Genomic DNA, 26,610 nt, shown 5'->3' with positions numbered 1-26,610 from the left:
GTTGTTCCTTTCCTGGTGTATCAAACCTATTATATTCGGTGTGTTGACTTTTATTAACCTAATCTATTTTTATGAAAAGACTTTTACAATGTTTGTTCATTCTGATACTTTTTGCAACAGCTGCAACAGCTCAGGAAAGGACAATTACAGGTACTGTTACATCAAGGGAAGACAATGGTCCGATACCCGGTGTAACCATTCGATTACAAGGTGCTCCTGGCGGCACCCAAACAGGTAGCAATGGAAAATTTTCCATTAAAGTGCCTTCCAACATTAGTGTTCTTGAATTCTCTTCTCTGGGATACGTCGGACAAACCAGGACAATCAGCAGCTCAAACATCGTCAATGTAGCTCTGGTGAGTGATTCCAAAGCACTGAGTGACGTTGTAGTCATTGGGTATGGAACGGTAAAACGTAAGGAAGTCACGGGTTCTGTAGGTAGCGTAAGCGGTGCTTTACTGGCTGAGCGCCCCGTGGCCAGTTTTGATCAGGCACTTGCCGGCCGTATTACCGGTGTGCAGGTCACCACTTCAAGTGGTGTACTGGGGTCTGCACCTAAAATCCGTATTCGCGGTACCAACAGTATTTCCAATGGTTCTGACCCGCTGTATGTAATCGACGGTGTTCCGATTATCACGGGCAACCAGAGTGGTTTTACCACCGGAAACAATCCTTTGGGAGATATTAATCCCAACGACATTCAAAGTGTAGATGTGCTGAAGGACGGAGCTGCAACCGCCATCTATGGTTCAAGAGCTTCAGGCGGAGTGATAATCGTTACCACCAAGAAGGGTGTAATCGGTACACCGAAAATCAGCTATAATGCCTGGTTTGGCTCGGCCTCTCCGGCAAGAAGGTTCGACCTGCTGAAGGCGGCAGATTTTGTGACTATAGCCAACGAAAAACTGACCAATGCTTCTGCATTACTGACAGCAGGAAGGGCCGCCGGCACAGGTGTTAATACCGACTGGCAGGATGTCGTTTTCAATAAAAATGCTTTTCAGCAGAGCCAGGCGTTATCCCTAAGCGGAGCTACTCCTCAATCCAATTATTATGTTTCATTGGGGTATTCAAATTTAAACGGGATCATCAAAACCAACCGCCAAACTAAATACCAGGTGATGGGCAAGTTTGAGCAAAAAGCATTCAATAACAGGCTGACGATAGGTGTAAGCAGTAATGTATCTTATATCCGTAATTTTGGTTTAAACGTAAGCACAAATGCACTATCCGGAAATGTGTCTAATGCCATCAGGGCACTTCCGAATGTTACGCCTTACAATGCCGATGGTACTCCGAACTTCAGTTCTGACGGAAGTAAGCTGGGCGGGCAGACAAACGGAAGGGATATTGACGACAACTACACCAATATCGCTTATATTCTGGCAAATAATATTTACAGAAATCAGAATGTGACCCTGCAGGGGAACGCATATGCGAATGTAAATATCCTCCCCGGCCTGGATGTGAAAACCCAGCTTTCTACCAATGCACTGTTTGGCGAAGATTATCAGTATCTGAACCCGGTACATGGGGATGGTAAAAGTGCTGCAGGGCTTGAGTTCCAGCAATATATTCCAAGCTTCAGGTATGTATGGACGAACACACTAAATTATACGAAGGTATTTGGCGACCATTCTATCAGTGCTGTGGTTGGTCAGGAATATCAGAAGTCAAGGTTCAGATCATTCTTTGCCCAGGGCTCTGGTTTATCCAACGCGTTTTTTGGCGGGCAGAATATCATCAGCAACTCTTTAACCCAGTCTACCTACCTGATTGGCGGAGGTGTTACAGAGCAGGCTTACCAATCTTATTTTATCAGGGGCAATTATTCCTTCATGGAGAAATATCTGCTGAGTGCAACTTACCGTTCGGATAAGATCTCCTCGCTGCCTTTTGGCAACCAGATGGCAAAACTTCCCGGAGCTTCAATCGGATGGCGCTTAAGTAAAGAAGATTTTTTCGCCGGATCGCCGGCATTGCGTTTTATCAATGATCTAAAAATCCGTGGAGGTTACGCTAAGGTAGGAAATACCGATATTGGCAGTTATCCATATGCAGGAGTTTTCGCCGCCTCCATCTATGGTTCGCAAAGTGGTGTGAAATATAACCAGGTAGGAAATCCAAACCTTTCATTTGAGACGAGCAAGAAGATCAACCTGGGAGCAGACTTCTCATTCTTAAAAAGCCGTATCAACCTAACGGCTGATTATTTCAAGAATGATGTGGATAACCTGATCTTATTCGCTCCGGTTGCTCCGTCATTAGGTGCTCCCGGAAATGGAATATATACGAATGTGGGCAGAATGACCAACAAAGGGTTCGAGTTTTCGGTAAATACACTGAATATTCAGAAGGATAATTTCAGCTGGTCTACAGATATCAACCTTACCCTGGTGAAGAATAAAGTTACTCAGCTGGCCAATAACAATACAGACGTTACCTATTCTTATAATATCGTCCGCGTAGGAGAATCAGTTGGTTCGCTGTACGGTTACCAGGCAGCCGGAGTTAACCCGGCAAATGGAAATCCGCTGTATGTAAAAGTTAACGGACAGGTGATCCAGGGTAATATTGCAACACAGACATACTTTAACTATGATGCAGCAAATCCCACTGCCTTAACTACGTCCAATACGCTCGCTGCTTCTGACCGCAAGATCCTCGGTAATACGAGTCCTACTTATTTCGGTGGGTTTAACAACACTGTCACGTACAAAGGCCTCGATTTTAATATATACCTGGTATTCTCTGGTGGGAATAAGATCATGAACGTGACAAAACAAGAAGGATTGCTCAATCAAAAATTCCTCAACAACGGAACAGAAATCCTAAACAGATGGACAACTGCCGGCCAGGTTACCGATATCCCAAAATTATGGTATGGCCGCGACGCATTTACGATGCAGACCTCAAGCGCAGTATCCCGCTATGTAGAAGATGGCAAATTCATTCGCGGGCAGAATATTGTGCTGGGCTATTCGCTTCCAAAGGCAGCATTAAGCAAGGCTAACCTGAGTAAAGTGAGGATTTATGCGGAGGTACAAAATGCATTTCTGATCACTAAATACTCTGGCCTTGATCCTGAGCTGAGCCAGGCCTTTGCACCGACCACCCAGTCGAACATGCAAAGTAACACGCAATCAGGTGTTGATTTTAACACCAATCCCCTGCCGAGGACATTTGTGCTTGGTATAAACGTTGGATTTTAATAGTAAAGAAGATGAAAAACATACAGATAAGAAATAGAGTCTTAACGAAGGGCCTGATGCTGATGGCAGTGCTTACAGTGTTCTCCGCAACTTCGTGTAAAAAATATACAGAGCTGAACCCAATCAATTCATTCTCTGAAGCTACTGCATTTTCTACACCGGCAAGTATAGAGCTGGTGATGGCCGGTGTTTACAACACGGCTACTGTAGGTACCTACAACGGTACCACCGGGCGGGGATATCCCTTTGGCGGAGCTTCAATTATACAGGCAGAAATGCGGGGGGAAGATATGGTAAACCTGGAGGCATTCTATCAGATCACTTACGAGTCTACCATCACCTCAAATACCGCTAATAACATCAACATGTGGAGCAATCTGTATGCCCTGATCAACCAGTGTAACGTGCTGATCGAAGGTGTTACGGCCGCAGCAGCGAAAGGTACGATCACTACGGCTGTGGCCGACCAGTATGCCGGAGAGGCGAGGTTCCTGAGGGCACTTGCCCATCATGAGCTGGTAATAGATTTTTGCCGCCCTTATGTTGATGGAAATGGCAGTAACCCTGGAGTTCCTTACCGCACGGTAGCGATCACCAGTATTGATAAAGCGCAGCAGGGGGCCAGTGTAGCAAGAGGTACGGTGGCACAAGATTATGTAAACATCCTTGCGGATCTTGACTTTGCAGAATCAAAGTTGCCAGCTGCCCGTACAGCATTAAAAATTACCCGTGCTACACAAGGTGCGGCTATTGCATTAAAAACACGTGTTAAACTGCATATGGAAGATTGGCCTGGTGTGATTGCTGAAGGTGCGAAACTGGGAACTTCTGCCGCAGCAGGGCCTTATACCAGTGCTATTGGTTCCTATTCACTTACTGCTTCAGTCGATGGGCCTTTTTCAAATTTCAAAGACAATACTGAATCTATGTTTTCTATCGAAAATGGTTCGGCGTCTAACGGTGGTGTAAATGGAGCTTTGCCAAACATGTTTGGCCCGGCTGCCAACGCGCTGACAACTCTGGTAGGCAGAAACCTTGTTGCTACTAGTCCGAACCTTTACGTCGCTTCATTCTGGGTAACGGGCGACAGCAGAAGATCATTACTGCAGATTCAGCAGACCACCGCCAATGCCCTCTATTTCTTCAATTACAAATACCGCGACCCGCTGAACAGTACTGACTATGCGCCGATCATCAGGTATGCAGAAGTGCTGTTAAATGTTGCAGAAGCATATTCAAGAACTACAGCATTGGATACACGCGCACTAAACTTGTTAAATGCGGTAAGAAACAGGGCTGTGCCTGTTGCCAACAGATTTACGATTGCGAATTTTCCAAGTCAGACTGCGCTGACGCAGGCTATTCTCAATGAACGCAGAGTAGAATTCGCGGGGGAGGGACGAAGGTGGCCTGACATTACCAGGCTATCCCAGAATGCAAGTTTCGCTGTTACCGGCGGAGGTATTCCAGCCAAGGTTTTGAAGGCTAACATTGCTGGTGACGGCTCCGGGTATAATATCATTACCCGTCCTGTAACCACAAACGGAAAGGCGGCTATTGCTTATACTGATATCCATTATATATGGCCAATACCATTGGATGAGCTGAATGCAAATCCAAACATTGCCCAGAATCCGGGATATTAAACCATGAAATAAAGGGATGCGCCATCAGACGCATCCCTTTATTTCATGATTTTTGTAAATTGAAAAGCTGTCTTTAGTGCTTCTGTTCAAAGGTTACCTGGCTGCCGGCAATGTTCAGGTATGCCTTTTTTCCAAGTACCATGGCTCTGTTATCGTCAATGTGGCCAACCGGGAAGTCGTAGCATACCGGATAGTCAAAATCCTTAACAATTTCGGATATTACCTCTTCTGCACACTGTCCAAACGGGATGTCTTCTGGTTCAATATGATTGAACGCCCCGACAATAAGACCTTTTAAATTCGTTAGTTTGCCGCTGCGCTTCAGCATTCTGAGCATTCTGTCTATTGAATATTCATATTCCCCAACATCTTCAAGAAAGAGGATTTTGTCATTAAAGTCCATCGCCGAAACAGAGCCTTCAAGGGCAATCAGTAAACTGAGGTTTCCGCCAATGAGTATCCCTTCCGCCTTACCGCTGCGGTTAGGATATTGGCTATCGTAAGTGTAGGTAAGGTCTTCGCCAAACAGTGCTTTTCTGAGGGATTCGATTGATTCCGGACTGGCATCTTCAAATGTTCCGGGCATTTGTCCGTGAATGCTTTGGGTTTGCAGGGCACCGGTTATGTGCGAAAGCAGTACGGTAATATCGCTGAATCCAATGATCCATTTCGGATTTTCACTGAAAACAGTAAAGTCGAGGGCATCAATAATCCTGATCGTCCCGTATCCCCCTCTGGCAGCAACAATGGCTTTTATGTCTGTATCATCGATGAACGACTGCAGATCTTCGGTTCTCAGGGCATCGTTCCCGGCAAACTGATGATGTGCTGCGTATACGCTTTTACCAAGTACTACCTGCAGCCCCCAGCCCTCAAGCAACGCTATTGCATAGTCTATAGATTGCTTTAATTTTTTTGCTGGAGAGACAATAGCTACTTTGTCTCCCTTTTTTAGGTAGGGCGGCTGTTTAATCATTGGTAAAACACTTATCTTTGACAAATTAATAAAAATAGTTTTGGATAACAGTAAAATAAAAAGATATACCGTTACGGCGGCTTTGCCTTATACAAACGGACCTGTCCATATCGGACATTTAGCTGGGGTTTATTTACCTGCAGATACCTACGTGCGTTACCTGCGCTCAAATCAAAGAGATGTTAAGTTCATTTGCGGCTCTGATGAGAACGGAGTTCCTATTACGCTTAAAGCTAAGAAGGAAGGTGTTACGCCACAGGCGATCGTAGATAAGTACCATAAGATCATTGGAGATTCGTTTAAAGAATTCGGGGTGTCTTTTGATATTTATCACCGTACTTCTTCTGCAACCCACCACCAAACGGCGTCTGATTTCTTTGAAACGCTTTATAACAAAGGTGTTTTTACAGAGGAGGTTACCGAACAGTATTACGATGAGAAAGCGCAGTCATTTCTTGCGGACAGATACATCACTGGTACCTGTCCCAGATGTGGTTTTGAACATGCTTATGGCGATCAGTGTGAAAATTGCGGCAGTACATTAAATGCCACAGACCTGATCAATCCTAAGTCTACCTTGTCCGGCGAGCCTCCGGTAAGAAAAGAAACAAAGAACTGGTTTCTGCCATTGGAGAAATATGAGGACCAGTTAAGAACATATATTGAAGGTCATCAGGAATGGAAACCGAATGTTTATGGTCAGTGTCAAAGCTGGTTGAACGCCGGTTTGCAGCCAAGAGCAATGACGCGCGACCTGGACTGGGGAGTAAAAGTTCCGGTAAAGGATGCCGAAGGCAAAGTGTTATATGTATGGTTTGATGCACCTATCGGTTATATTTCTGCCACCAAAGAACTGTTTGCCTATTCCGGACTGGATGTATGGAACCCCAAAGCGGAAGAGTATTACATCAGTCAGAATGGTGTGGCAGAAGGCAACTGGGAAGATTACTGGAAAGACGATAGCACTAAACTGGTTCATTTCATCGGTAAAGATAATATCGTATTCCACTGCATTATCTTTCCTGCAATGTTGATGGCCCATGGTGATTATATTCTGGCAGATAATGTTCCTGCAAATGAATTCCTGAATTTAGAAGGACAGAAGATCTCTACTTCTAAAAACTGGGCAGTATGGCTGAATGAGTATCTTGTTGAGTTCAAAGATAAACAGGATGTGCTGCGGTATGTGCTGACGGCTACGGCGCCTGAAACAAAAGACAATGATTTCACCTGGAAAGATTTCCAGGCCAGGAACAATAATGAGCTGGTTGCCGTTCTCGGTAATTTCATCAATAGGGTTGTTGTGCTGACGCATAAATATTTTGATGGTAAAGTGCCCGCCTTATCGGAAATTACTGCCCTGGATCAGGAAGTGATTGATGAACTGGCATTATATCCTGCAAAGATCAGTACTTCTATTGAAACCTACAGGTTTAGGGAGGCGCTTACTGAAGTGATGAATGTTGCGCGTCTTGGAAATAAATATCTCGCAGAGACTGAACCATGGAAAGTGATCAAAACTGATGAAGACCGTGTACGTACGATCTTAAATATCAGCCTGCAGATTGTTGCCAGTCTGGAAGTTCTGATTGAGCCGTTTCTGCCTTTTACTGCCGATAAGCTAAAGGACATGCTGAATTTTGGCGGTCACTTATGGGAAGATGCCGGTAAGATGGACCTATTACCTGTTGATCACCTGATTGATCGGCCAGTATTGTTGTTCGATAAGATTGAGGATGCAGAGGTACAGGCACAAATTGATAAACTGAACCAGAGTAAAGTAGACAATACATTAGCAAATGCAGTAGTTGCACCTGTTAAAGAAAATATAGATTTTGATCAGTTTAGTGCTTTGGATATCCGTGTAGCGACGATCATCGCTGCTGAAAAGGTGGAAAAGACAAAGAAATTATTAAAACTTACGCTGGATACAGGTCTTGATCAACGCACTGTAGTATCTGGAATTGCGGAGTATTTTACACCAGATGAAGTAATTGGACAACAGGTAAGCCTGGTAGTAAATCTGGCTCCGAGAGAAATAAAAGGAATTTTATCTCAAGGAATGATTTTAATGTCTGAAAATTCAGATGGAAAACTTACTTTTGTGGCACCTTTACAAAACCATGTCAATGGAAGCGTAATCAGGTAGGTTATTGGTCCCGTAGTTCAACGGATAGAATAGAAGTTTCCTAAACTTTAGATATGAGTTCGATTCTCGTCGGGACCACAATTTTTCATCGAAATCCGCAAAATTTTCAATAATCTTGCGGATTTCTTTTTTGTCCCATACAAGATTCCATACAATTTAATTCTTTTTCGGTTGTAGGTGATTTGATAACGTTCAATAATAAGATTTTCAAGAATTTTTGGAATCCCTTTCTAGCGGAAATTAATAAGTAAAACTTAAACAGTGTAATGAACCTCCAAACTGAGCCAGTGCATCACAATTAACTGTCCTCACATTAAAGCCCATACTTTGGTATATATCTTTATTGGACTGATTATAGTAGTTAGTTTCCCTTTTTGTGCTGAGTGTATATTCTGGCATAATTACAGTATTGTTTATTCTTAGATTATTAACATAATTACCTTTTGCCGTATAAAAGCATCCTTTCCTTCTAAATTTGTTGCAATTGCAGGCTATAGCTTCATCTATTGGCCTATCTTTTGTCCTGGTAAGATCCAACCCATACGACAAAACTATTGATCTAAGCTGTTCTAAATATTCATTATCCTTTTTTAAAAATGCCATATCAGGATATGAGCTAAGAGCAATTTTCTTATGGTCTATAAAAGACATATATCCGTCAACATGACCTATCACATCACCCTTTTGTCTGGGAATAATTATAGGCTTTATCTCAAGCCTTTCTTCAATCATTCTTTCTATATATAGCTGATTGAAAGAAGGATTATCTTCAATAATTTTGGTAGTGATAAAACCAAATTGCTTGTTGTTCACAAGATTGCCTCCATCCCAAATTAAAGGAAGGTCCACTATTGGTTTACTTAAAAAGTGGTTGATTATCTTTCTCGACGCTTTGTTTATGCGTTTAAAATAATCCCATCTGTTTTTATAATCACAATATTTTGGAAAGTAGATAGGCTTTACAAACTGATTACCGTTTATAAAGCCTAAACAATCACGCATCCATATATCATCCCATTTTTCTAATTTTATCGTCTCAAAAATTCTGTCTGGATGTAACTGATTAATTTGATTTATGGAATCCTCATTTGTGGTTACAATCTGAATGTTAATATCATGAGGGAGCTGATTTATAAGATCGTCAACAATAGAAGTACATTTGCTGAACTCATTTTTGAAATTTGAAGGATATGCAAGAATTATGGTGCTAACCTTTTGATAATCACAATTCATATTTGTTTACAATTCTTAATAACCTGCAAACGTAAAAAAGGATTTTCAAACACGAAATTTTTCTTTTCTTTTATTCTTCAATCTTTTCTTTTGTATTCACCTGCTGAGAATCCTTCACCTGTTAATGTTTTCTCATTTTGAATATTCAACAATATATCTCCCTGATTGGAAGTTATCCTTATAATTTTGCCGTCAAGAATATAGCCTGAGGCAAATTGTAATCCAACAAGCCCATCTGTTACCATAACTGTATTCTCTCCTTTGAAATCAAACGAATGATATATACCACCCCTAGTGTTTACATAAATCCCTTTGACCTCCGTTGTCACTATAAATCTTGTGTAGAAATAATATCCAACAAACCCAATTAAAAGAGTCAATAGCGAGGTTAGAGCATATTTTCTGGTATCCCTGTTAAATAAATAATAAATACCAATGATTAAGATCATACTTAAAGCGGTAAACCCTAATATTTTTTCATTGTAAGCCTTATTGTTACGTGCAGGCTGTGGGCTCACTACTGTATTTTTTTCTATATAAGCTCTATTGACATATCCAATTCCATTGGTTACCCTAACCCTGAAAAATTGTGAATTTGAAGAATCTAATACAGCAATATTTTGTCCTTTTGGTATATAACCAAGGATGTGGCTTTTTGGATCTTCATTTATTCTAACATTTAATTTTGTTGTTGTAACGTGATACAGATCCTGAGCATTACCAACTTGTAAATTGGCGAAAAGGAGTATTAAAAATAGTAAGTTTTTGACCATAATATTAGGAGGTTTAAAAGTTAAAAATAGCGCATATATGCGTCAATAAAGAATAAATGTATCCCTCAATTTGGATACGTGATAAAAATTAAAAATTACGAAGTTATAAAGGCCTTCGGCCAGAAGGTTAGAGATTTAAGAACTTCTCAAAATTTATCTCAGGAAGAACTTGCCAACTTGGCTGATGTGCCACTTTCGCAAATCGGAAGGATCGAAAGAGCTGAAATTAATCCTACTTTAAGCACTATTTATGCGATCGCCACAGCACTGCAGACGCCTATGAGCAGTATATTGTATTTATAAAAATTTAAAGATATTATTTATAGGGTCTTGATAGTTGAATAAAAACATGGTTATCGAAAATAGAGTAATGATAAGTGCAGCTATTATTGACCAGGCTAGAACTCTGATCCTTATGCGTTTGTATCTCATATAATCAAAGTCTTTTTTCAGCTCATTATATAAATCTTCAAAATGTAATTTCATTTTACCCATCTCCTCATTCACATCATCTGCTACTTTTTTTATATCATATAAATTCATAACGACTACAAATCCTATGAATAATGAATAGATGCAAATGGCAACATATATTATTCCTATAATTAGTAAACTTGACTTGAATTGATAAAATGAATAGATAGAGGCGCCTAGAGAAATAGGAACAGAAATAATCTGTCCAGATATCTTGTCCTGAGCAGCACTTAAACTCTCGAAATAGTTGTTTTTCTCCGTTTTAAATTGCTTTCTGATTCTATCAAATGAAAATCTGGATATATATAACTGATAATCTTTCTGTGTTTGATTAAATATATAGTTTAAGTTATTATATATTGATGAAAATGTTTTTTTATTGTCGCTTTGAAGTTCTAAATATTGGCAAAGATTATTTTTGAGAACGGCCAACCATTCTTCAATACCTAATTTTAAATTTAACTCGTTAAATGAAATAGGGCTGAACTCATAATTGAAAATTGAAACATCAATAAATTTATAACTAAATGAGGCTATCATTTTCTCTTGACCTTTGGAAACAATAACTAACTCATTACCTGTTTTGGTCGGCCTATTAATTTCAAAAATGTTGTTTGACTCTGTTAAAAATAGTTTGAGCAACTTATTATATTGTTCGAAGTGCTTTATAGTATTCTTGACAGTTATATTTTGAGAGTCAGTTATTACTTCTTTTTTGTGAAAATCATAATACAAATAATGATCGTCGACATTAAAAACAAATAAATTGTACCGATCCATCTTGTTGATGTCTTGGTTTAAGTCGTCCAATAATGATTCAAGGGAAACATATAGGGACATGCTTTCATGAATATCATTTATTGTAAGAAACTTTGTTCCATTATTTTTGATTATGAAACCTCCTTGTACTAACAATTCTTCATAGGAGGACTTTGAAGATTCATTTTCAAACACAAACTCAATTTCATCAAAACCAGTCTTAATAACAAGATCACTAGGCCTGCTATGCCATATCTTAATAATCTTATCTAATGGCAATTCTTCCATTATTTTTTTCTTAATTCACTTAGCTGATTGAAAATCTTCTCATTGCGAATTATAAGCATACCGTTCTCCAGCGCCACTTCTCCATTCTTAAATGTGTCAGAATCAAGGCTTACAGCAATACCTTTAGTAGTGGCTTTATATCTTACCAGTCTGTTCAATTCAGTTCCATTGACAGAAAAAATTGGATCAATTTCAATTTTAAACTTCTCCTGAGCATGATTTCTAATAGCCAATTTATCTTTGTAGAGAGATTCACTTAGTATGTCGACATTTATTTTATTTTTGTTTTGCTTCCTATACGATTCAATCCAGTCATGTACTATTTTATCGAAATCTTCATCCTCTGGGAATCCCTCTGGTACACCAATGTCTTTGATTACATTTATTAAATGCTGTGTATTTATTTTGCTATCTATAACAAACCCAGCATTTACCCATGTTGTAAAATATTTAGATAGAGCATCGCCTTGGTTACTTATTAGTGCAATATAATTCCTGGTATCCTCTTTATCCAAATACAAATCACAATTGATCCTGAAGCCCATTGCTAGTTTATCAATATTTAGATTTTCCGTAGGACCTACATCAAAATTATCCCCATTCCAATTGATATTGAATGCATCTTTATTTCGAACAATTATTATGGAAATGAAATTATAGCCATTCTCGACATAATCTACAAAAAGATAGAAGCCCCCTGTTGCAAATGGTTCTCTTCTGATAAGAATTGCCAAATCCCCTAAGCTAGCTTTACTGAATTTGATAAATTGTTCTGTGCTATTCTCTTCTTTTAAATATTTACTAATATTAGAATAAACTGCGTTTGTGCTATTGTTCAAATCAAACTTTGAATATTTTGTTATTGTTTGATCAAAAGATTCATGAACATGTTCTATTAATTTATTGATTCCTTCGTTTACTGTTATTAAATCTGAAGATGATTTATATTCAATCTCAGTAGATTGAGCTTCTTTAATTAATTCATGTATAATTATCCTGTTAACATTCATTGAGAGCGGTCATTTTGGTTAGGTTACTTCTTTAAAATCAGCGTAATATACAATAAAGATTTTGATCATATATAATACTGTTATTCTAGTAATATGGCCCTTATACGGCTAATATAATCGCCGGCGGTATCTTTATCGAAAAATTAAAGATCTTGCCGTATATGCAGTCTATTAAAGCATATGACTAAATGAACGGCCGCTATAGCCTGATAAGCGGCCATTCGATACATTTTCTTTTAATACATTTTTATTTTATAATTTAATTACCAATATTCTTATCAAAACCAAAATATGTAGTAGGTAGATCATCCATTAATTTTAACAAAGTTTTTAATTTTATTAAATGCTCATCATTTGAATTGGCTAAAGCTTTATCTACTGCAGGAACAATCTTGTTATAAAACCTTTCCCCACCATCCTCCCATTGATAATTACAGTACTTCCCTGTAGCTAATTGATAAGATGGTATCATTATTCTCTCATAACATAACATTAATTCATGTGCTATAAAAAATAAGGAATCATCATATACCTCTAATTTACTCTCCTCTTTTTGTGTAACTTTAATTTTCATTTCCATACTATCTTATTTGTTTCGTTTCATAGTTCCTTACGAGCTATGAAACCGATCCTGTAACTAAGTGATTAATTTTATTTTTTAGTTGATTTTCGATTTGTACATGTACATTATTGGCGTTAGTATTCCAGTAATCATAAGTCTCAGCATTCGCTATTCTTATATTGTTGTATTCTGATTTGGTCAATTCCCTTTGTAAATCTTCTTTCAGGTGCTTACTACAATGACCATGTATCTGATAAATTTCCCTTTGAGGAATATGCTTTTCAACTATTGGTAGTTTTCTGATGCCATTATATACCCTTAAAATATAATCACCAAATTTCTTCCATGTTTCAAACTCACATAAGGTCTGCATGGTCAAATGATCTTCGCCCAAGACCGCTCTAATTTTCCTCAATTGGCAAAAAATAACCTCGTATCTTAATATATTGGAAAAGTTGATTTTGGCCTGCTTTGATTTATCATAAAACTTTAAATTGTAGTCGCTTAAATAGCATTTACGCATGATGGGTTTACCCTTATCGCCTCTAGGCTCACAAGTAATAAAGCTGCTTGAGTTATTGCCAACCTGATAAGATAAATACCTGTCCATTATATCAAAAGGTTTGTATCTAGCAATCTCTATATTGACCCCAACTTCCAAGTTCGTAGATAGCTCGAAATCTTCAATTGGCCTATTAAAGTATAGCTCTGAAAAAATATCTGCAACCGCTAGCATATCCGTTAAATGGAAATCATTATAATTTTCCGCCAATTGCAGCCGGCCAATTGATTTATTATAGAACTTATGAAGTGAGTTTTTAATAAATAAGACTCTCGTATCAGGATAATAGAAAATTCTTAGATTTTCAAAATCAAAATTGACCTTATTACTGCTCAATGGACACTCAACATTTATTAATTCTGTCAATTTCTCAAACTCTGAGTTAGAGAAATTACTTATCTTAAAAGAAGCGTAGTCAATCATTTGGTTTTAATCCCTTTACATGCTTCTAATGTTGCCCTCTTGTCAAACATTAATTTCTTTCCTATCCTATACGATGGAATCGTTCCATCTTTAATCCTCAAATCAAGTGTTGGAAGAGATATGTTTAACATGCTTGCAACCTGCTTGCGGGTAAGCAACTCATCATTTTGCTTTTCTATTGTTGGCATTTGTTCTACAGGACAGAAATTTTGGGATTTAAGAACTTCTTCAAAAATATTTTTTATTACATCGGCAAAATCTTTTGCAGGTATTAAAATTTGCACATTATCAAGCGCAATAGGGTTTGTAATCATTGGATTAATTTTAAATCAAAAAATTGAACCTAGGCCTAGAGTTCATGAATTGTGGCCATCAATTATTATATTAAAATTATTACGTTGACTAAGGATTAGTCTAAATTATAGAAGGTATTATAGCGGCCAGAGGCACCAATTATTTATTATTTCAGCAATATTATAATTATAACTATATAGCTATTTAATTATCAATTATTTATATTTTGTAAAGGTAAGGTTTTTTTGTGTATGTGTCAAGCTAGTTTTTCGAATTTGATTTTACCAAAATCCTCAAAGGCTTTTTTCATCTCTCTTGATTTATGTTCTATTGCTATTTTGTTATAGCGGGCAAAGGATGAGATACTCTTATGATTACTAATTGCTCGTATCAATTCACTATCTAAGCCCATATAAAATAAAAATGAAATACACGTTTTTCTTCCAAAGTGAGTGGTAACAACTTCATGAAGGGGTTGAGTTGTCTCTATTTTCTCATAGCCTCTATAAGTAACCTTTGTAACCATCCTATTAAGTCCAGCGATTTTGCATACGACCTTTAAGTAATCATTCATTTTCTGATTTGAAATTACAGGTAAAGCATATGTACTATAGGGGTTTATATTCCGATTTAATATAACTTTTGCATCATCTATTAATGGTATTTCAGTAGAAGTTTTCGTTTTAATGGATGTAATTTTTATGTAGCCGTCATTAATGTCTGTTTTTTTTAATGCTTTCACATCAGAATATCTCATACATGTCATTGAACAAAAAACAAAAACATCCCTTACCTGATTATATGTAGTATTATTAAACTCGAAATTGTATAAATCAGATAGTTCTTCACCATTTAAAATGATTATTTCTGGAAGGAATGACTGGGTCTTATAAAGGTTGTAAGCCAAATTTTTATTATATCCTGATTGGGTAGCCCAATTTAAAAAGCGTTTCAAGACTTTTATAACTTTGGCAATAGTGTTGTTTGTGTGATTTAAATCTTTTTGCAAATACTCGACATATTTGTTCAGCAATGAATTATCAATTATATTAAAATCGAAGTTTAACTTTATTTTTTTTGAGAAGTTTAAAAAATGCTTTTTGTTGGTGTTTAATACTTTAACCGTGTTTGGTGAATGTTTTATTTTATAACCCTCTATAAATTCATCATAAAGTTGCCATATGTTTTTGTTTGTTGTGGGAATACTAACCTTTGTTCCATTTCTTATATAGGCAACAGTAACTTCTTTCCCCATTAATTTTGCTTCCCTATATATCTTTAGTATTTCTTCACATTTCGTTTTAATAAGGTTGTTTATTTCAACACTTCCAGTAACGGATGGCTTTACTCTATTGTTCTTTACATCCCACTTATTTTCATCAATCCGTTCACCAGTTTGGAGCCACAGCCGTTTACTATCAAATGTAACGTCTATTAGAATAGGGACATTTTTAGAAATGACCATACCTGTATTTTTGTCCCTTCGTTTTTCCAGTTTAGGAACTGCATTTATTGCCATATAATATTTATTTAATTTATTTATTATAATATATTAATAATCAATTAGTTATCAAATCTACATACAATTTTCCATACAATAAAATATTTGCTTATTATTGCTATAACATGCCATATTTAGCTAAAAAGTTGAGTGGGAATTTGAGCCACATAAGGAGCTTTGTTAGCCTTTGTTATGTTTGGCATGACTATATATTTTAAGAGATATTCGTCGGGACCACTATTAACAGGCAAAATGTCAATTGACGTTTTGCCTGTTTTTTATTAATAATGTCCTGATAATCAATTTATTGTATAAAAATGTAGGATTTAAAAGCGGAATGTTACCTAATGAGTTCTTTAACCGAACTAAAAACTATTTTTAATCATATATGATTGATATATTGATAGTTGCGTCTATTTGTGGCGTTATTAGGCGTAAAGAGTTCGACTTTTCAGGGTAGATGGGCTTACGAGAATCGAACTTTTTTAACTTGCTGAAAAACAATGTTTTATAAAACATGCATTAGTTCTTTCTAATGCATTATTGTAAATAACGCGAGTTTCCTCATAAAAGCAATTATATCCAATGCTTTTTCGGAATTTATCGAACTCTTTTGAGATTGAAGAATTTTCAAATACTGATTGATATTTTCTATAGGAACATCCACATCTATTGTGTCACATAAAATGCTATAGTGAGGTTTTTTGAGATTATAGATTGTATGTACCGGCTCTGTAGAAACCAGTTCAAAATGTTCTTTGTCCAGAATGATTTTTTCTGGAATGAATAGTAATAACAGATGCCGCTTGCCCAACACATCAGCGGACTCATATATTTTGTTTATTCTGGAAAGCAGATTGACATGCTCGTTAATATTTTTATTAGTTTCTGCAGATAGAGTAGCGCACTTTTGTAATTCTTTACAACCCTCGTTTATCCTTTTACTACAGCTTTCTTTAATGAGTGTGAAGTCATCAAAGTCTATGTCTCCACGATATAACAGGTCCTTTGCCTTAATGGTTCGCTCAATTGCATTCTCTATACTTTTGGAAATTCTGGTTTGTTCGACGGAATGCTTTAAGGTTATTTCATGATGGATATCTTCCACTATTTTTCGGTATAAGTCCACGTACAGATCTTTCGCTCTAAGTTGTCCCAATAACGATTGGAATTTTTCGTTCACGAAATCTGCCCTTGCTCGAAAACCGCATTTACCGGAACAGTGATAATAAAAATATCGTTTGGTATGCCCTTTTGAAGCACTGCCTGTAAGTGTTTTATTGCATACAGGGCATAAAAGAAATCCGCGTAAAGGCATTTGATCTGGAACTTCAGTTCGTGGTCTTTTAGTCCTGCCTTTCGCATTAAGGATATCCTGGACCTGCTCAAACAATACAACCGAAATGAGTTTTTCATGCAGTCCTTTGACTATATGTTGTTTTTCTTTGCCGAATTGTGGGACCAATACTCTGCCACAATAGACTGGATTCCTAATCAACTCCCAGAAATGGCTTCTGCTGCATTTCAATCCATGAAGGACGGCTTGCTGGTAGATATAATGTGTGCTAAATGTATTCGCAGCTATGGCTTCGAAAGCCTTCCTGATCATTGTTGATTCCGGTTCATGAGGAGTGATATATTTTTCCCCCATAGCTGTTATCCTGTTTGAATAGCCAATCGGAGCTCTGCCGGGCCAACGTCCTTCTGCTTTTGCTTTATGCATCCCCTGGCTTACGTTTAGTGCTAGGCGATCATTCTCTACCTCTGCTGCTGCAAGATATACTGCAAGCATAATCTTATGTTCCGGGATAGTGAAATCCAGCATCTGTTCTATGGCCTGTGGCTGAACAGATAATTTCTGTAGCTTTCCAATCATGAAGTAAGCATCAGCAATGTTTCTGCTGAACCTGTCCCATTTGGTAAATAGCACCATAGATGGTAAACTTAATCTGTTGCTGCGCCATTTTGCTATCAACTTTGTCCATTGTGGCCTATTAAAGGTTTTAGCGGAAAAGTCTTCGAAAATAGTCTCAACGACTTGAATATCGCATAACAAACAATATTTGAGCAAACGTTCTTCCTGACTTCGCTGGGAGAAGCCTTTTTGAGCCTGTTCGTCTGTACTGACCCTGATATAAAGACATGCCGTTTGCATGGCTAAGTGTTTAAGGAAAGATGCTTTTAGAGGTGATTTTCCATAATCTTAATCAGTTCTGAACTATCTATTTAGCAAATTCCGTTTGGTCCGTAATGCCATTTAAAAATAATACTTTATACTTACGAAAGCAAAGCCATATTTTATGTCAGCAGACCAAAAAGCGATATTAAGTTTCTGGAGAGCTATCGAAGTATTCAACCTTCCGGATCTGCCTACAGAAGCGAAACCTTTCCAATCCGGGGCACAGTTGCCTTGGGAGCTCCCGCGTGAAAATGAAAAAGACCTCAAATGGCATCATATAATCTTTTTAGGCAAGATCCCCAAGCAGGATATCACCACTAAAATTGAAAAGGCGATCTCCTATATTCCTTCAGAAGAAGAGAAATGGGAAGAAAGGATAAGCGGGGATACATGTCTGGCAGCCTTGATAGTTGATGAAGAGGGGCGCTGCAGTTCAGATAACGGCTATATCCAGGCATCTTATATTCATGGTCTGTTATGTCTTCAGAACAACAAACCACTATCCCTGATCGATGCTGAACTCGAAAAAGTACAGCATGCTTTTCGAGACAGGTTTGGTATCAATCCGGCAGCCGAACGCCTTGAAGACCTGTGCACCACTACAATTAATTGGGGGCATTTGGACAGAGAACTCAAGGTGTTAGAAGGGGCGGAAATTAAAGACCTGGATTGGGAGCAATTCGTATTTATCAAATCATTTAGATTGTCTAGGCATGCCAAACCGGATACCGCCTTCTTAAACAGCTTCTACCTTAAGGATCTTAATGAACTTATCGCTAGTCAAAAAAAACATGGAAAAGGATTGCAGCAAATGTTGACTAAAGAAATATCCGATCTTAAAAGGACCGATTTGTTGACAGATGTAAATGCGTTTTGGAGCAAACTAGATCCTAAAGATATGCCAGCAGGGCGATGGCCATCCGATCCTAACCATGGCCTGTATAGTGCACAGTTTGGAGCGGTAGCCACTTGCCTGTCGACGCTAAGAAATACCGACGGCATGTTAGGCGTTAATGGACCTCCAGGCACGGGAAAAACAACGCTACTGTCGGATATTGTTGCGGAAGTAATTGTAATGCGAGCGCAAAAACTGCTTAAAAAAGGCAATAAGAAACTTTTCGGAACCTGGCAGAAAATAGAAAGACCCGATTTTACGTTCCACCATTACGAGCCTAATGCAGATATCTTTTCAGATGCAGGGATTGTGGTTGCGAGCAATAACAATGCTGCTGTAGAGAATATATCAAAGGAACTGCCTTCAGCAAGTAAAATTGACAGGCATCATTTTCCGCAGGCCAATTATTTTGTAAATCAGTCAAAAGATCTCATCGAAGGCGACAGTTGGGGCCTACTCGCTGCGGCTCTTGGCAATGCAGAGAACAAACAGACCTTTAAGAAAAACTTTTGGTATCCAAGTGAAGAAAGGATGGGATTCATGAAGTTTCTGTCTTTTCAATATAACAAGGAAAATGATAAAACTGTTGAAAACAGTGATCTCTTTGATAAGACAGCAAACGAACTAACAGAACTGCTGGGTCAATTTGAAAAATTCAGAAAGGAGGCGACGACCTTTCATGTCTTGTTAGGCCAGTACCTTGACGATCTTGAATCGCACCCTACCGAACAGAAGGCACTTAAGAACCTTACAAAGAACAAGACAAAGCTGGAGGAAACCGAACAAATCCTAAACAATGATCTTCAGGCAATAAGCGCTCGCATTTTGTCGCTACAGCAAAGCCTTGCGCTGCATCAAAAGGCTAAACCCAGCTGGTTTTTTATTCAAAAGATACTTAAGACACTGGCTTACAAACGATGGAAAGAAACAGAAACAATGTATTTATCGAGCCTTGCCGAAAATACCCAAAAACTAATCGGTATACAACAGGAACTGGATAGTCTTGTGCAAAACATAAAATCGACAGTTGTTCAGATTGGCGAAAAAACAAGGCTTGTAGAAACGATCAAAAACCGGCTAGTCAAGTACCAAAATCTGAAGAAAGAGTTGCATGAACGGTATGAGATCCCGTTGGAGAATATTCCTGATGAAAATCAGGTACAAAACTATTTCGATGATAAAGATGCCCTCCATAAAGCCAGCCCCTGGTCCAGTGTAAAAATTAATACACTACGCTCCAATATATTTCTTCTTAGTCTTAAACTGCATGAATATGCTATACTGAGTCATGCCAAACCGTTTTGGAATAACCTGAATTTGTTCATGGAATACCTCGACGGAAAGGTTATTGTAAGTGCTGATGTAGCGGAAAACCTATGGAAAACCTTCTTTTTTTGTGTCCCTGTAGTTTCTACCACACTGGCATCCGTATCCAGGCTATTTCAATCGATGGGAAAAGAGAGTATTGGTTGGCTATTGATAGATGAGGCTGGACAGGCTACCCCGCAGTCGGCAGCGGGAATCATTAACCGTTGTCAAAAGAATATTATCATTGGCGACCCCTTGCAGATAGAACCCGTAGTAAGTGTCAATTCTAAACTGGTAAAGATGCTGAGCGACATTTACCATACTGATCTCTTATGGTCGCCCCTCCAGAATTCTGTTCAGACCTTGGCCGATCGAGTGTCTCCTCTTGGAGCCTGGCTTGGTGAGCAAGACGAGGGAGCTGCCTGGACAGGCTTTCCATTGCGTGCCCACCGAAGGTGTAACAACCCTATGTTCGATATAGCGAATAAGATTGCCTACAACGGGCAAATGGTAAAAGTTATGCCTGATGTTCCTTTTGATTGTAAATTGGGTGCTTCTACATGGTTTGATGTTAAAGGAACAACGGTAGAGAACAAACACGTAATTAGTGAAGAAATGAAACTGTTGTCGGAAAAGATTACACTGTTGAAAAATACAGGATCAGAAATATTTGTCATTTCTCCGTTTAAATCGGTAGCAGACAAATGCGCTGAGATCTTCAGAGGCAACAGACTGGTACGCTGTGGTACCATCCATACCTTTCAAGGCAAGGAGGCCGATATCGTATTTCTTGTTTTGGGAAGTGATCCGACAAAACCTGGTGCCAGAGCTTGGGCATCAAAAAAACCGAACATGCTTAACGTGGCGTTGACAAGAGCAAAAAGACGGTTTTATGTCATTGGAAATGTAAGCTTATGGAAAGGGTGTAATTATTTTAGCGAGTTAGCAAAAGAATTATATAACGCTTAGGAACTAATACATAAGAGATGCTTTGGTTTCGTGAATTACAAAAGCAGTATTACTTAATTAAAATGCTAAATTGCATGTTTTAAAAATTTATATCATAATTGCAAGCACCTTTATTTGTAGGGAGAACTATACCAGTGGGTTATGCTTTTGCTGCTAAGGTGAAAATGCTTTAAGCCGATGCATTTGATGTTACAATTAAGAACTTTAATATAAACTAACCATATGGATGCTTTCTTAACGCACAATAGCATTATATCTGATTACCGCAACTACCTGAAATCTTTTTTATCCATTGCCGATACTAGGATCCAGGAAGAGGTAAGCCAATCATTTGAAGGTGCAGGGTTCATTCCAGAACCGTTGGTGCAGTTCAACCCTGCTTATGTGGAAGGCAAATCACTTTCTGATCTGGCAACTGAAAGCGATAACAAGATTAATAATCAATTGCCTTGGGCTTTAGGAGATTACCGGTTATTTCACCATCAGATAGAGGCATTACGGATGGGGTTAGAAGGCAAAGGATTTGTGGTTACTTCCGGCACGGGGTCCGGTAAATCGCTCACTTATCTATCCACCATATTCAATGATATTTTTAATGCCGGATCCGGTAAAACAAAAGGTGTAAAAGCCATACTGGTTTATCCGATGAATGCATTGATCAACTCACAGGAAGAAGAGATCAAGAAGTATTCAGAAAATTATAAGAAAGCATACGGAGTTGAATTTCCTATCTCATTTGCAAAATACACCGGACAGGAAAAAGCAGAAGAGCGGCAAAAAGTAGAACAGGAAGAACCAGATATTATCCTGACCAACTACATGATGCTCGAATTGATCATGACCCGGGCATCAGAATCATGGCTGCGCACCTCATTGAAGAAAAGTTTGAAGTATCTAGTATTTGATGAATTGCATACTTACAAAGGACGACAGGGTGCAGATGTGAGTATGCTCATTAGAAGAATACATAATCATTGCGACCAGATCCTTATTTGTATTGGCACTTCCGCTACCATGGCCTCGCAAGGTACCCCTGAAGAGAAAAGGCAGACTGTAGCTAAAGTAGCCACTAAGATTTTTGGCGCCACTTATACCCAGGATCAGATTATCGATGAAAAACTAAGAACCTGTACTGAAGGAAATCTGCCCGATGCTGTAACACTGCATAATGCAGTAATGGATAGTATCGATAAAGACGCAGACGAAGCAGCGTTTATACAGCATCCGCTCAGCAATTGGCTGGAGCTAGAAATAGCTCTGAGCGACAACCATGGTAAGCTCGAACGCGGAAAGCCCAAATCTGTTCCGGAAATAGCCGAAGCATTAAAAAAAGCTGCTGAAATTGATATTTCCAAAGCAAAGATTACCATTACAGATTTATTGCAATGGGCAGAAAAACTCAACGAAAGAAACCGCCACCAGCGCAAATCCTATCTTCCCTTTAGGTTTCACCAGTTTATTGCGCAAACAAGTACCGTGGCCGTTACGCTCGAATCCCGTGCACAACGAACAATTACCATTCAATCTGGCCGTTATGTGAAAGATGAAGAGGGTGAAAAACTATTGTATCCGCTCCTTTTCAGTCGTTATTCTGGTATTGATTTTATCTGCGTAGAAAAAGATACTAAAAACCAGACATTACTTCCTCGCAATCCTGAAGCAGCGGTAACGGTTCTTACACAAAAAGAATTAACCGGAAATCAATTGAATGAATACAATCTTCGTTTCGGCTATCTGATACTGGATGAAGGAGAAGAATTCTGGAAAGATGACCTACTGGACCTAGCGCCCGAAGCCTGGTTGAATAATGCCAACAATGCCTTTCGACCTTACTACGAATGGCATATGCCCCGTCAGATCTATTTTAATAATACAGGTCAATACTCCAGTCAGCCTATTTACCCGCTTAAAGGCTATTTCCTACCTGTAAAGTTAAGGGTTGATCCTACGGCTGGTATTTTTTACGAAGATTCAAAAACCAACGAAAACACCAAACTAATGAGCTTGGGGCATGAGGGTCGGAGCACGGCCACCACCATCATGTCTTACAGCATTGTAAAATCACTGCTCCAACAACAGACAGAAACAGCCGATCAAAAGCTGCTCAGTTTTACCGACAATCGACAGGATGCAGCTTTGCAGGCGGGCCATTTCAACGATTTCATTGCCACTGTACGCCTTCGTGCCGGCTTGTATCAGGCGGCACAAAAAATATCTGATGGCCTAGACATTAACAATATTGCCGAAAAAGTACTGGAAGAGCTGAAATTAAAAGAAACCGACTATGCACATCCTAATTTTTTGAGCAAAGATCCTGATTTTCCGGAGCTGGAAAATGAAAAGGCCATACGCACTTATATCCTTATCCGCATTTTTCAGGATCTGAAAAAGGGCTGGCGCTATACCTTGCCTAACCTCGAACAAACAGCGTTATTGCAAGTAGATTATAATCGCCTGGACAAATTGATTAGCCTGGACGAAAAATTCCGCGGCCTGCAATTGCTCGATCAGGCTGCCCCTGAAAAAAGGAGGCATATATTGATCCAACTGCTTAATTATTTCCGGACCAATTTTTCCATCTATCACCGCTACTTGTCGGAAGAAATAACAGAAGTGGAAAACCTGCTGCGCAACCGCCTAGATGAAAATAAACTTTGGGGCCTGGATCATAATGAAAAGATAGACCGGCCTACTTATCTTGTTTCTGCAATACCAGGTCGCAGCACACAAAGAGGTGTGTACTTTGCTTCTATGGGTTCAAGATCGGGCATAGGCAAATTTTTCAAACGCGAGTTCAGGGAAGCCGGCCTTACCTGGCTCAATCAGGATGACTTCAGGGAATATATTGAACAGCTTTGTGACCTATTGGTAAGCACTACTTTCCTGATCAAACAAGAAAACCTGCGAGGCGAACGAGGCGTGATCAATGGCTATCTTTTGCGGTCTGACTGTTTGCGTTGGCAAGCAGGAGATGGTAATACAGTATCCACTGATGATACCCGTATGAATACCTATCGCCCTCTAAAGCTATCACCAAATCCTTTTTTCAAGGAATTGTATCAAACTAATTTCCAGCAATTTGGCAGGGAATTAATGGGGCGGGAACATACAGGTCAGCTCAATGCAGAAACCCGTATTCAGCGAGAAGAGCAATTCAGGTCCGGCAAGCTGGCCAGTCTGTACTGTTCCCCTACCATGGAATTGGGTATTGATATTGCCAACCTCAACATTGTGCATATGCGTAATGTGCCACCCAATCCGGCCAACTATGCACAACGTAGTGGCCGTGCGGGCCGTAGTGGGCAAACAGCCGTAGTCATCACTTATTGTTCTGCCTGGTCGCCCCACGATCGGCATTATTTTAAAGAAGCCGGCAAAATGGTGGCAGGTGCTGTGGTGCCTCCCCGCATCGATCTCGCCAACGAAGAACTGTTGAGCAGCCACTTCAATGCTTTTATATTGATGGAGCTGGCTCTAAAAGAAGTAAAAGTTTCCGTATCGGCGTTGCTGGACATTAACAACGATCAGGTCATTACCATAAAAGCAGCCATTTTAGCTAGCATAGACCATGGGGTACAAACACAAAAAGGGCGCTGGATAACCGAATTCAAAAAAATCATGCAGACGATTGCGCCGGATTTGGACAAAACCTCCTGGTACACGGATAATTGGCTTGAGCATAAAACGGGAACTTTTAAAACGGCTTTTATCAAAGCCTTTGACAGGTGGATACATTTATATAAGGCCGCCCGAAAAATGATCAACGAAGCCCGGGCCATCCTTGATGATGTGACGATAAAGCAAGACAGTGATTTGAATAAAGATGCCAAGCGAAGGCATAATGCTGGGTTAAAACAAGTTGAATTATTGCTGAACGACAGTAATAGAGAATCGGGGAGCGAGTCTGAATTTTATGTGTTCCGTTACCTGGCTGCTGAGGGTTTTCTGCCTGGCTATAACTTTACCCGCCTGCCGGTGCGAACCTTTGTGGGCTATAAACATGCCAGCCAGGGCGAGTATATTTCCCGTGCCAAAGGGGTGGCTTTACGAGAATTTGCCCCGCAGAATATCCTCTACCACAATGGCAGCAAATACGAAGTAAACCGGATGAACCTGCTCAATCCCGAAGAGCTGCAACGTAAAATAAAAATCTCCCATAGTACAGGCTACGCCTTTCTTGATGATGAGGCAGAATGGGCCAATAATGACCCCATTACACATATCGAATTAAAGGGGGGAAACATGGAATACAAAAGAAATCTGATCGAGCTAAGTGAATCGGAAGCCAGGCCTAGAGAACGGATCTCCTGTATTGAAGAAGAGCGCTCTTCCAAGGGCTATAAAATTGAAGAGTATTTTCACTACACTTCCGGTATAGAGAATTGCAAACAGTCGGTAATCAAAAAATCGGGAGCCGAATTATTGAAACTGATTTATGGACAATCCACTGATCTTATTTCACTCAACCGGCAAGCAAGGCGGGCTACCAGCGAAGGGTTTGCCCTGGATACCAGAAACGGCAAGTGGCTTACCCAGAAAGAACTCGAAAACCCGGATACGCTTGCTGCAAAAAGAGACGTGCTGCTTTTTGTAAAAGAAACGGCCGATACCTTATACCTGCAACCGCTGGCCAACCTTCAATTGAGCCCGGCGCAGACCATCAGCCTGAGCTATGCGCTCAAAAGAGCGATAGAGATCAAATACCAGGTAGAAAGCAGCGAGATCGGCATCAGCATTATGGGTAATTCCGATGCGCCCAACCTGCTGATCTATGAAGCCGCACAAGGCAGCTTGGGTATCCTTTCCCAGCTGGTAGCGGACCCGACACAATTGAAAGATCTATTTGCAACGGCCTACCAGGCGATGCACTTTGACCCTGAATCACGTACAGAAACATCCTATGGCCAAACACTACCACGTGCCTCCTACGAAGATCTGTTAAGTTATTATAACCAACGCCATCACGACATTCTTGACCGACATTGTATAAAGGAACCGCTGCAACACCTGATGGATTGTGACATATCGCCACTAAATGAGGGCAACGATTATGAGCAACAATACCAGGCATTGTTGCAGGCTTATGATAAGAACAGCCATTCAGAATTGCCTTTGCTGAAACACCTTTACCAAAACAAACTGGCTTTGCCAAATAAAGCTCAGGTAAATATGGACGATTATTATATCAACGTTGATTTTCTATACAATACCACCAACGGTCCTGTATTGATCTTTTGTGACGGCAGTGTGCACGACGAATCGATTGTACAGGCGCAGGATGAACATAAGCGTAAGCTGCTGAAAGATGCCGGTTACGATGTATTGGTATGGCATTACCTCACTCCGATAGAGGAATTTATTAATACCCGAAAAGACATTTTCAGAAAACAAGGATAA

16 protein-coding genes and 1 tRNA gene are annotated in these 26,610 nt (G+C 39.4%); 7 read left to right on the top strand and 10 right to left on the bottom strand.

What is annotated here, in order from left to right; all coding sequences use genetic code 11:
* Window positions 1-71: 71 nt before the first annotated feature.
* Window positions 72-3,212 carry a SusC/RagA family TonB-linked outer membrane protein gene (locus BLW16_RS13245; protein WP_090557353.1) on the top strand — a complete coding sequence of 1,047 codons (3,141 nt, stop codon included), beginning with the start codon at window positions 72-74 and terminating at the stop codon, window positions 3,210-3,212.
* A gap of 11 nt (window positions 3,213-3,223) precedes the next feature.
* A complete protein-coding gene (locus BLW16_RS13240; protein WP_217631571.1) occupies window positions 3,224-4,858 on the top strand; it encodes a RagB/SusD family nutrient uptake outer membrane protein in 1,635 nt (544 codons plus the stop codon).
* A 73-nt stretch (window positions 4,859-4,931) separates the two neighbouring features.
* On the opposite strand, the gene BLW16_RS13235 is transcribed toward BLW16_RS13240, so the two are convergent.
* Entirely contained in the window at window positions 4,932-5,834 is a 903-nt protein-coding gene (locus BLW16_RS13235; protein ID WP_090557350.1) for a S66 peptidase family protein, read from the bottom strand.
* Window positions 5,835-5,874: 40 nt separating this feature from the next.
* Between BLW16_RS13235 and metG the strand changes: the two genes are divergently transcribed.
* Both metG and BLW16_RS13225 read left to right on the top strand, forming a co-directional pair.
* Complete coding sequence (metG, locus tag BLW16_RS13230; RefSeq protein WP_090557348.1) at window positions 5,875-7,983, top strand: methionine--tRNA ligase; 2,109 nt, start codon at window positions 5,875-5,877, stop codon at window positions 7,981-7,983.
* Window positions 7,984-7,989: 6 nt separating this feature from the next.
* Window positions 7,990-8,061, top strand: a tRNA-Arg gene (locus BLW16_RS13225).
* A 162-nt stretch (window positions 8,062-8,223) separates the two neighbouring features.
* Here BLW16_RS13225 and BLW16_RS13220 read toward each other — a convergent pair.
* Complete coding sequence (locus tag BLW16_RS13220; RefSeq protein ID WP_090557346.1) at window positions 8,224-9,216, bottom strand: agmatine deiminase family protein; 993 nt, start codon at window positions 9,214-9,216, stop codon at window positions 8,224-8,226.
* A 77-nt stretch (window positions 9,217-9,293) separates the two neighbouring features.
* Complete coding sequence (locus tag BLW16_RS13215) at window positions 9,294-9,989, bottom strand: SH3 domain-containing protein (protein WP_090557344.1); 696 nt, start codon at window positions 9,987-9,989, stop codon at window positions 9,294-9,296.
* Between the two features lie 78 nt (window positions 9,990-10,067).
* Here BLW16_RS13215 and BLW16_RS13210 point away from each other — a divergent pair, with 78 nt between their 5' ends.
* Complete coding sequence (locus BLW16_RS13210) at window positions 10,068-10,292, top strand: helix-turn-helix domain-containing protein (RefSeq protein WP_217631570.1); 225 nt, start codon at window positions 10,068-10,070, stop codon at window positions 10,290-10,292.
* On the opposite strand, the gene BLW16_RS13205 is transcribed toward BLW16_RS13210, so the two are convergent.
* The 7 genes from BLW16_RS13205 to BLW16_RS13175 all read right to left on the bottom strand — a co-directional run bounded on the left by BLW16_RS13205 (window position 10,287) and on the right by BLW16_RS13175 (window position 18,017).
* On the bottom strand, window positions 10,287-11,510 hold the full coding sequence (locus BLW16_RS13205) for a hypothetical protein (protein ID WP_090557342.1): 1,224 nt from the start codon (window positions 11,508-11,510) through the stop codon (window positions 10,287-10,289). The genes BLW16_RS13210 and BLW16_RS13205 overlap by 6 nt on opposite strands.
* The gene (locus BLW16_RS13200) at window positions 11,510-12,520 is read right to left on the bottom strand and encodes a nucleoid-associated protein (RefSeq protein WP_090557340.1); all 1,011 of its coding nucleotides are present in this window, start codon (window positions 12,518-12,520) and stop codon (window positions 11,510-11,512) included. Before BLW16_RS13200 ends, BLW16_RS13205 begins: the two co-directional genes overlap by 1 nt.
* Before the next feature lie 259 nt (window positions 12,521-12,779).
* The gene (locus BLW16_RS13195; RefSeq protein WP_090557338.1) at window positions 12,780-13,100 is read right to left on the bottom strand and encodes a hypothetical protein; all 321 of its coding nucleotides are present in this window, start codon (window positions 13,098-13,100) and stop codon (window positions 12,780-12,782) included.
* A 37-nt stretch (window positions 13,101-13,137) separates the two neighbouring features.
* Window positions 13,138-14,067 carry a hypothetical protein gene (locus tag BLW16_RS13190; protein ID WP_090557336.1) on the bottom strand — a complete coding sequence of 310 codons (930 nt, stop codon included), beginning with the start codon at window positions 14,065-14,067 and terminating at the stop codon, window positions 13,138-13,140.
* Complete coding sequence (locus tag BLW16_RS13185) at window positions 14,064-14,381, bottom strand: helix-turn-helix transcriptional regulator (RefSeq protein WP_090557334.1); 318 nt, start codon at window positions 14,379-14,381, stop codon at window positions 14,064-14,066. The genes BLW16_RS13190 and BLW16_RS13185 overlap by 4 nt, the downstream gene beginning before the upstream one ends.
* A gap of 236 nt (window positions 14,382-14,617) precedes the next feature.
* Entirely contained in the window at window positions 14,618-15,880 is a 1,263-nt protein-coding gene (locus tag BLW16_RS13180; protein WP_090557332.1) for a site-specific integrase, read from the bottom strand.
* A gap of 514 nt (window positions 15,881-16,394) precedes the next feature.
* Window positions 16,395-18,017, bottom strand: a complete 1,623-nt coding sequence (locus BLW16_RS13175) for a recombinase family protein (RefSeq protein ID WP_090557330.1) — start codon at window positions 18,015-18,017, stop codon at window positions 16,395-16,397.
* 145 nt (window positions 18,018-18,162) lie between these two features.
* Between BLW16_RS13175 and BLW16_RS13170 the strand changes: the two genes are divergently transcribed.
* Window positions 18,163-21,213 carry a DEAD/DEAH box helicase gene (locus BLW16_RS13170; RefSeq protein ID WP_090557328.1) on the top strand — a complete coding sequence of 1,017 codons (3,051 nt, stop codon included), beginning with the start codon at window positions 18,163-18,165 and terminating at the stop codon, window positions 21,211-21,213.
* Window positions 21,214-21,435: 222 nt separating this feature from the next.
* Window positions 21,436-26,610 (top strand): DEAD/DEAH box helicase, encoded by a 5,175-nt coding sequence (locus BLW16_RS13165; RefSeq protein WP_090557326.1) that lies wholly within the window; start codon window positions 21,436-21,438, stop codon window positions 26,608-26,610.

The organism is Pedobacter hartonius (assembly GCF_900107535.1).
Taxonomy (GTDB): domain Bacteria; phylum Bacteroidota; class Bacteroidia; order Sphingobacteriales; family Sphingobacteriaceae; genus Pedobacter; species Pedobacter hartonius.
Note: the sequence above shows the minus strand (reverse complement) of the source record. Positions and strands in the feature narration are given on the sequence as shown.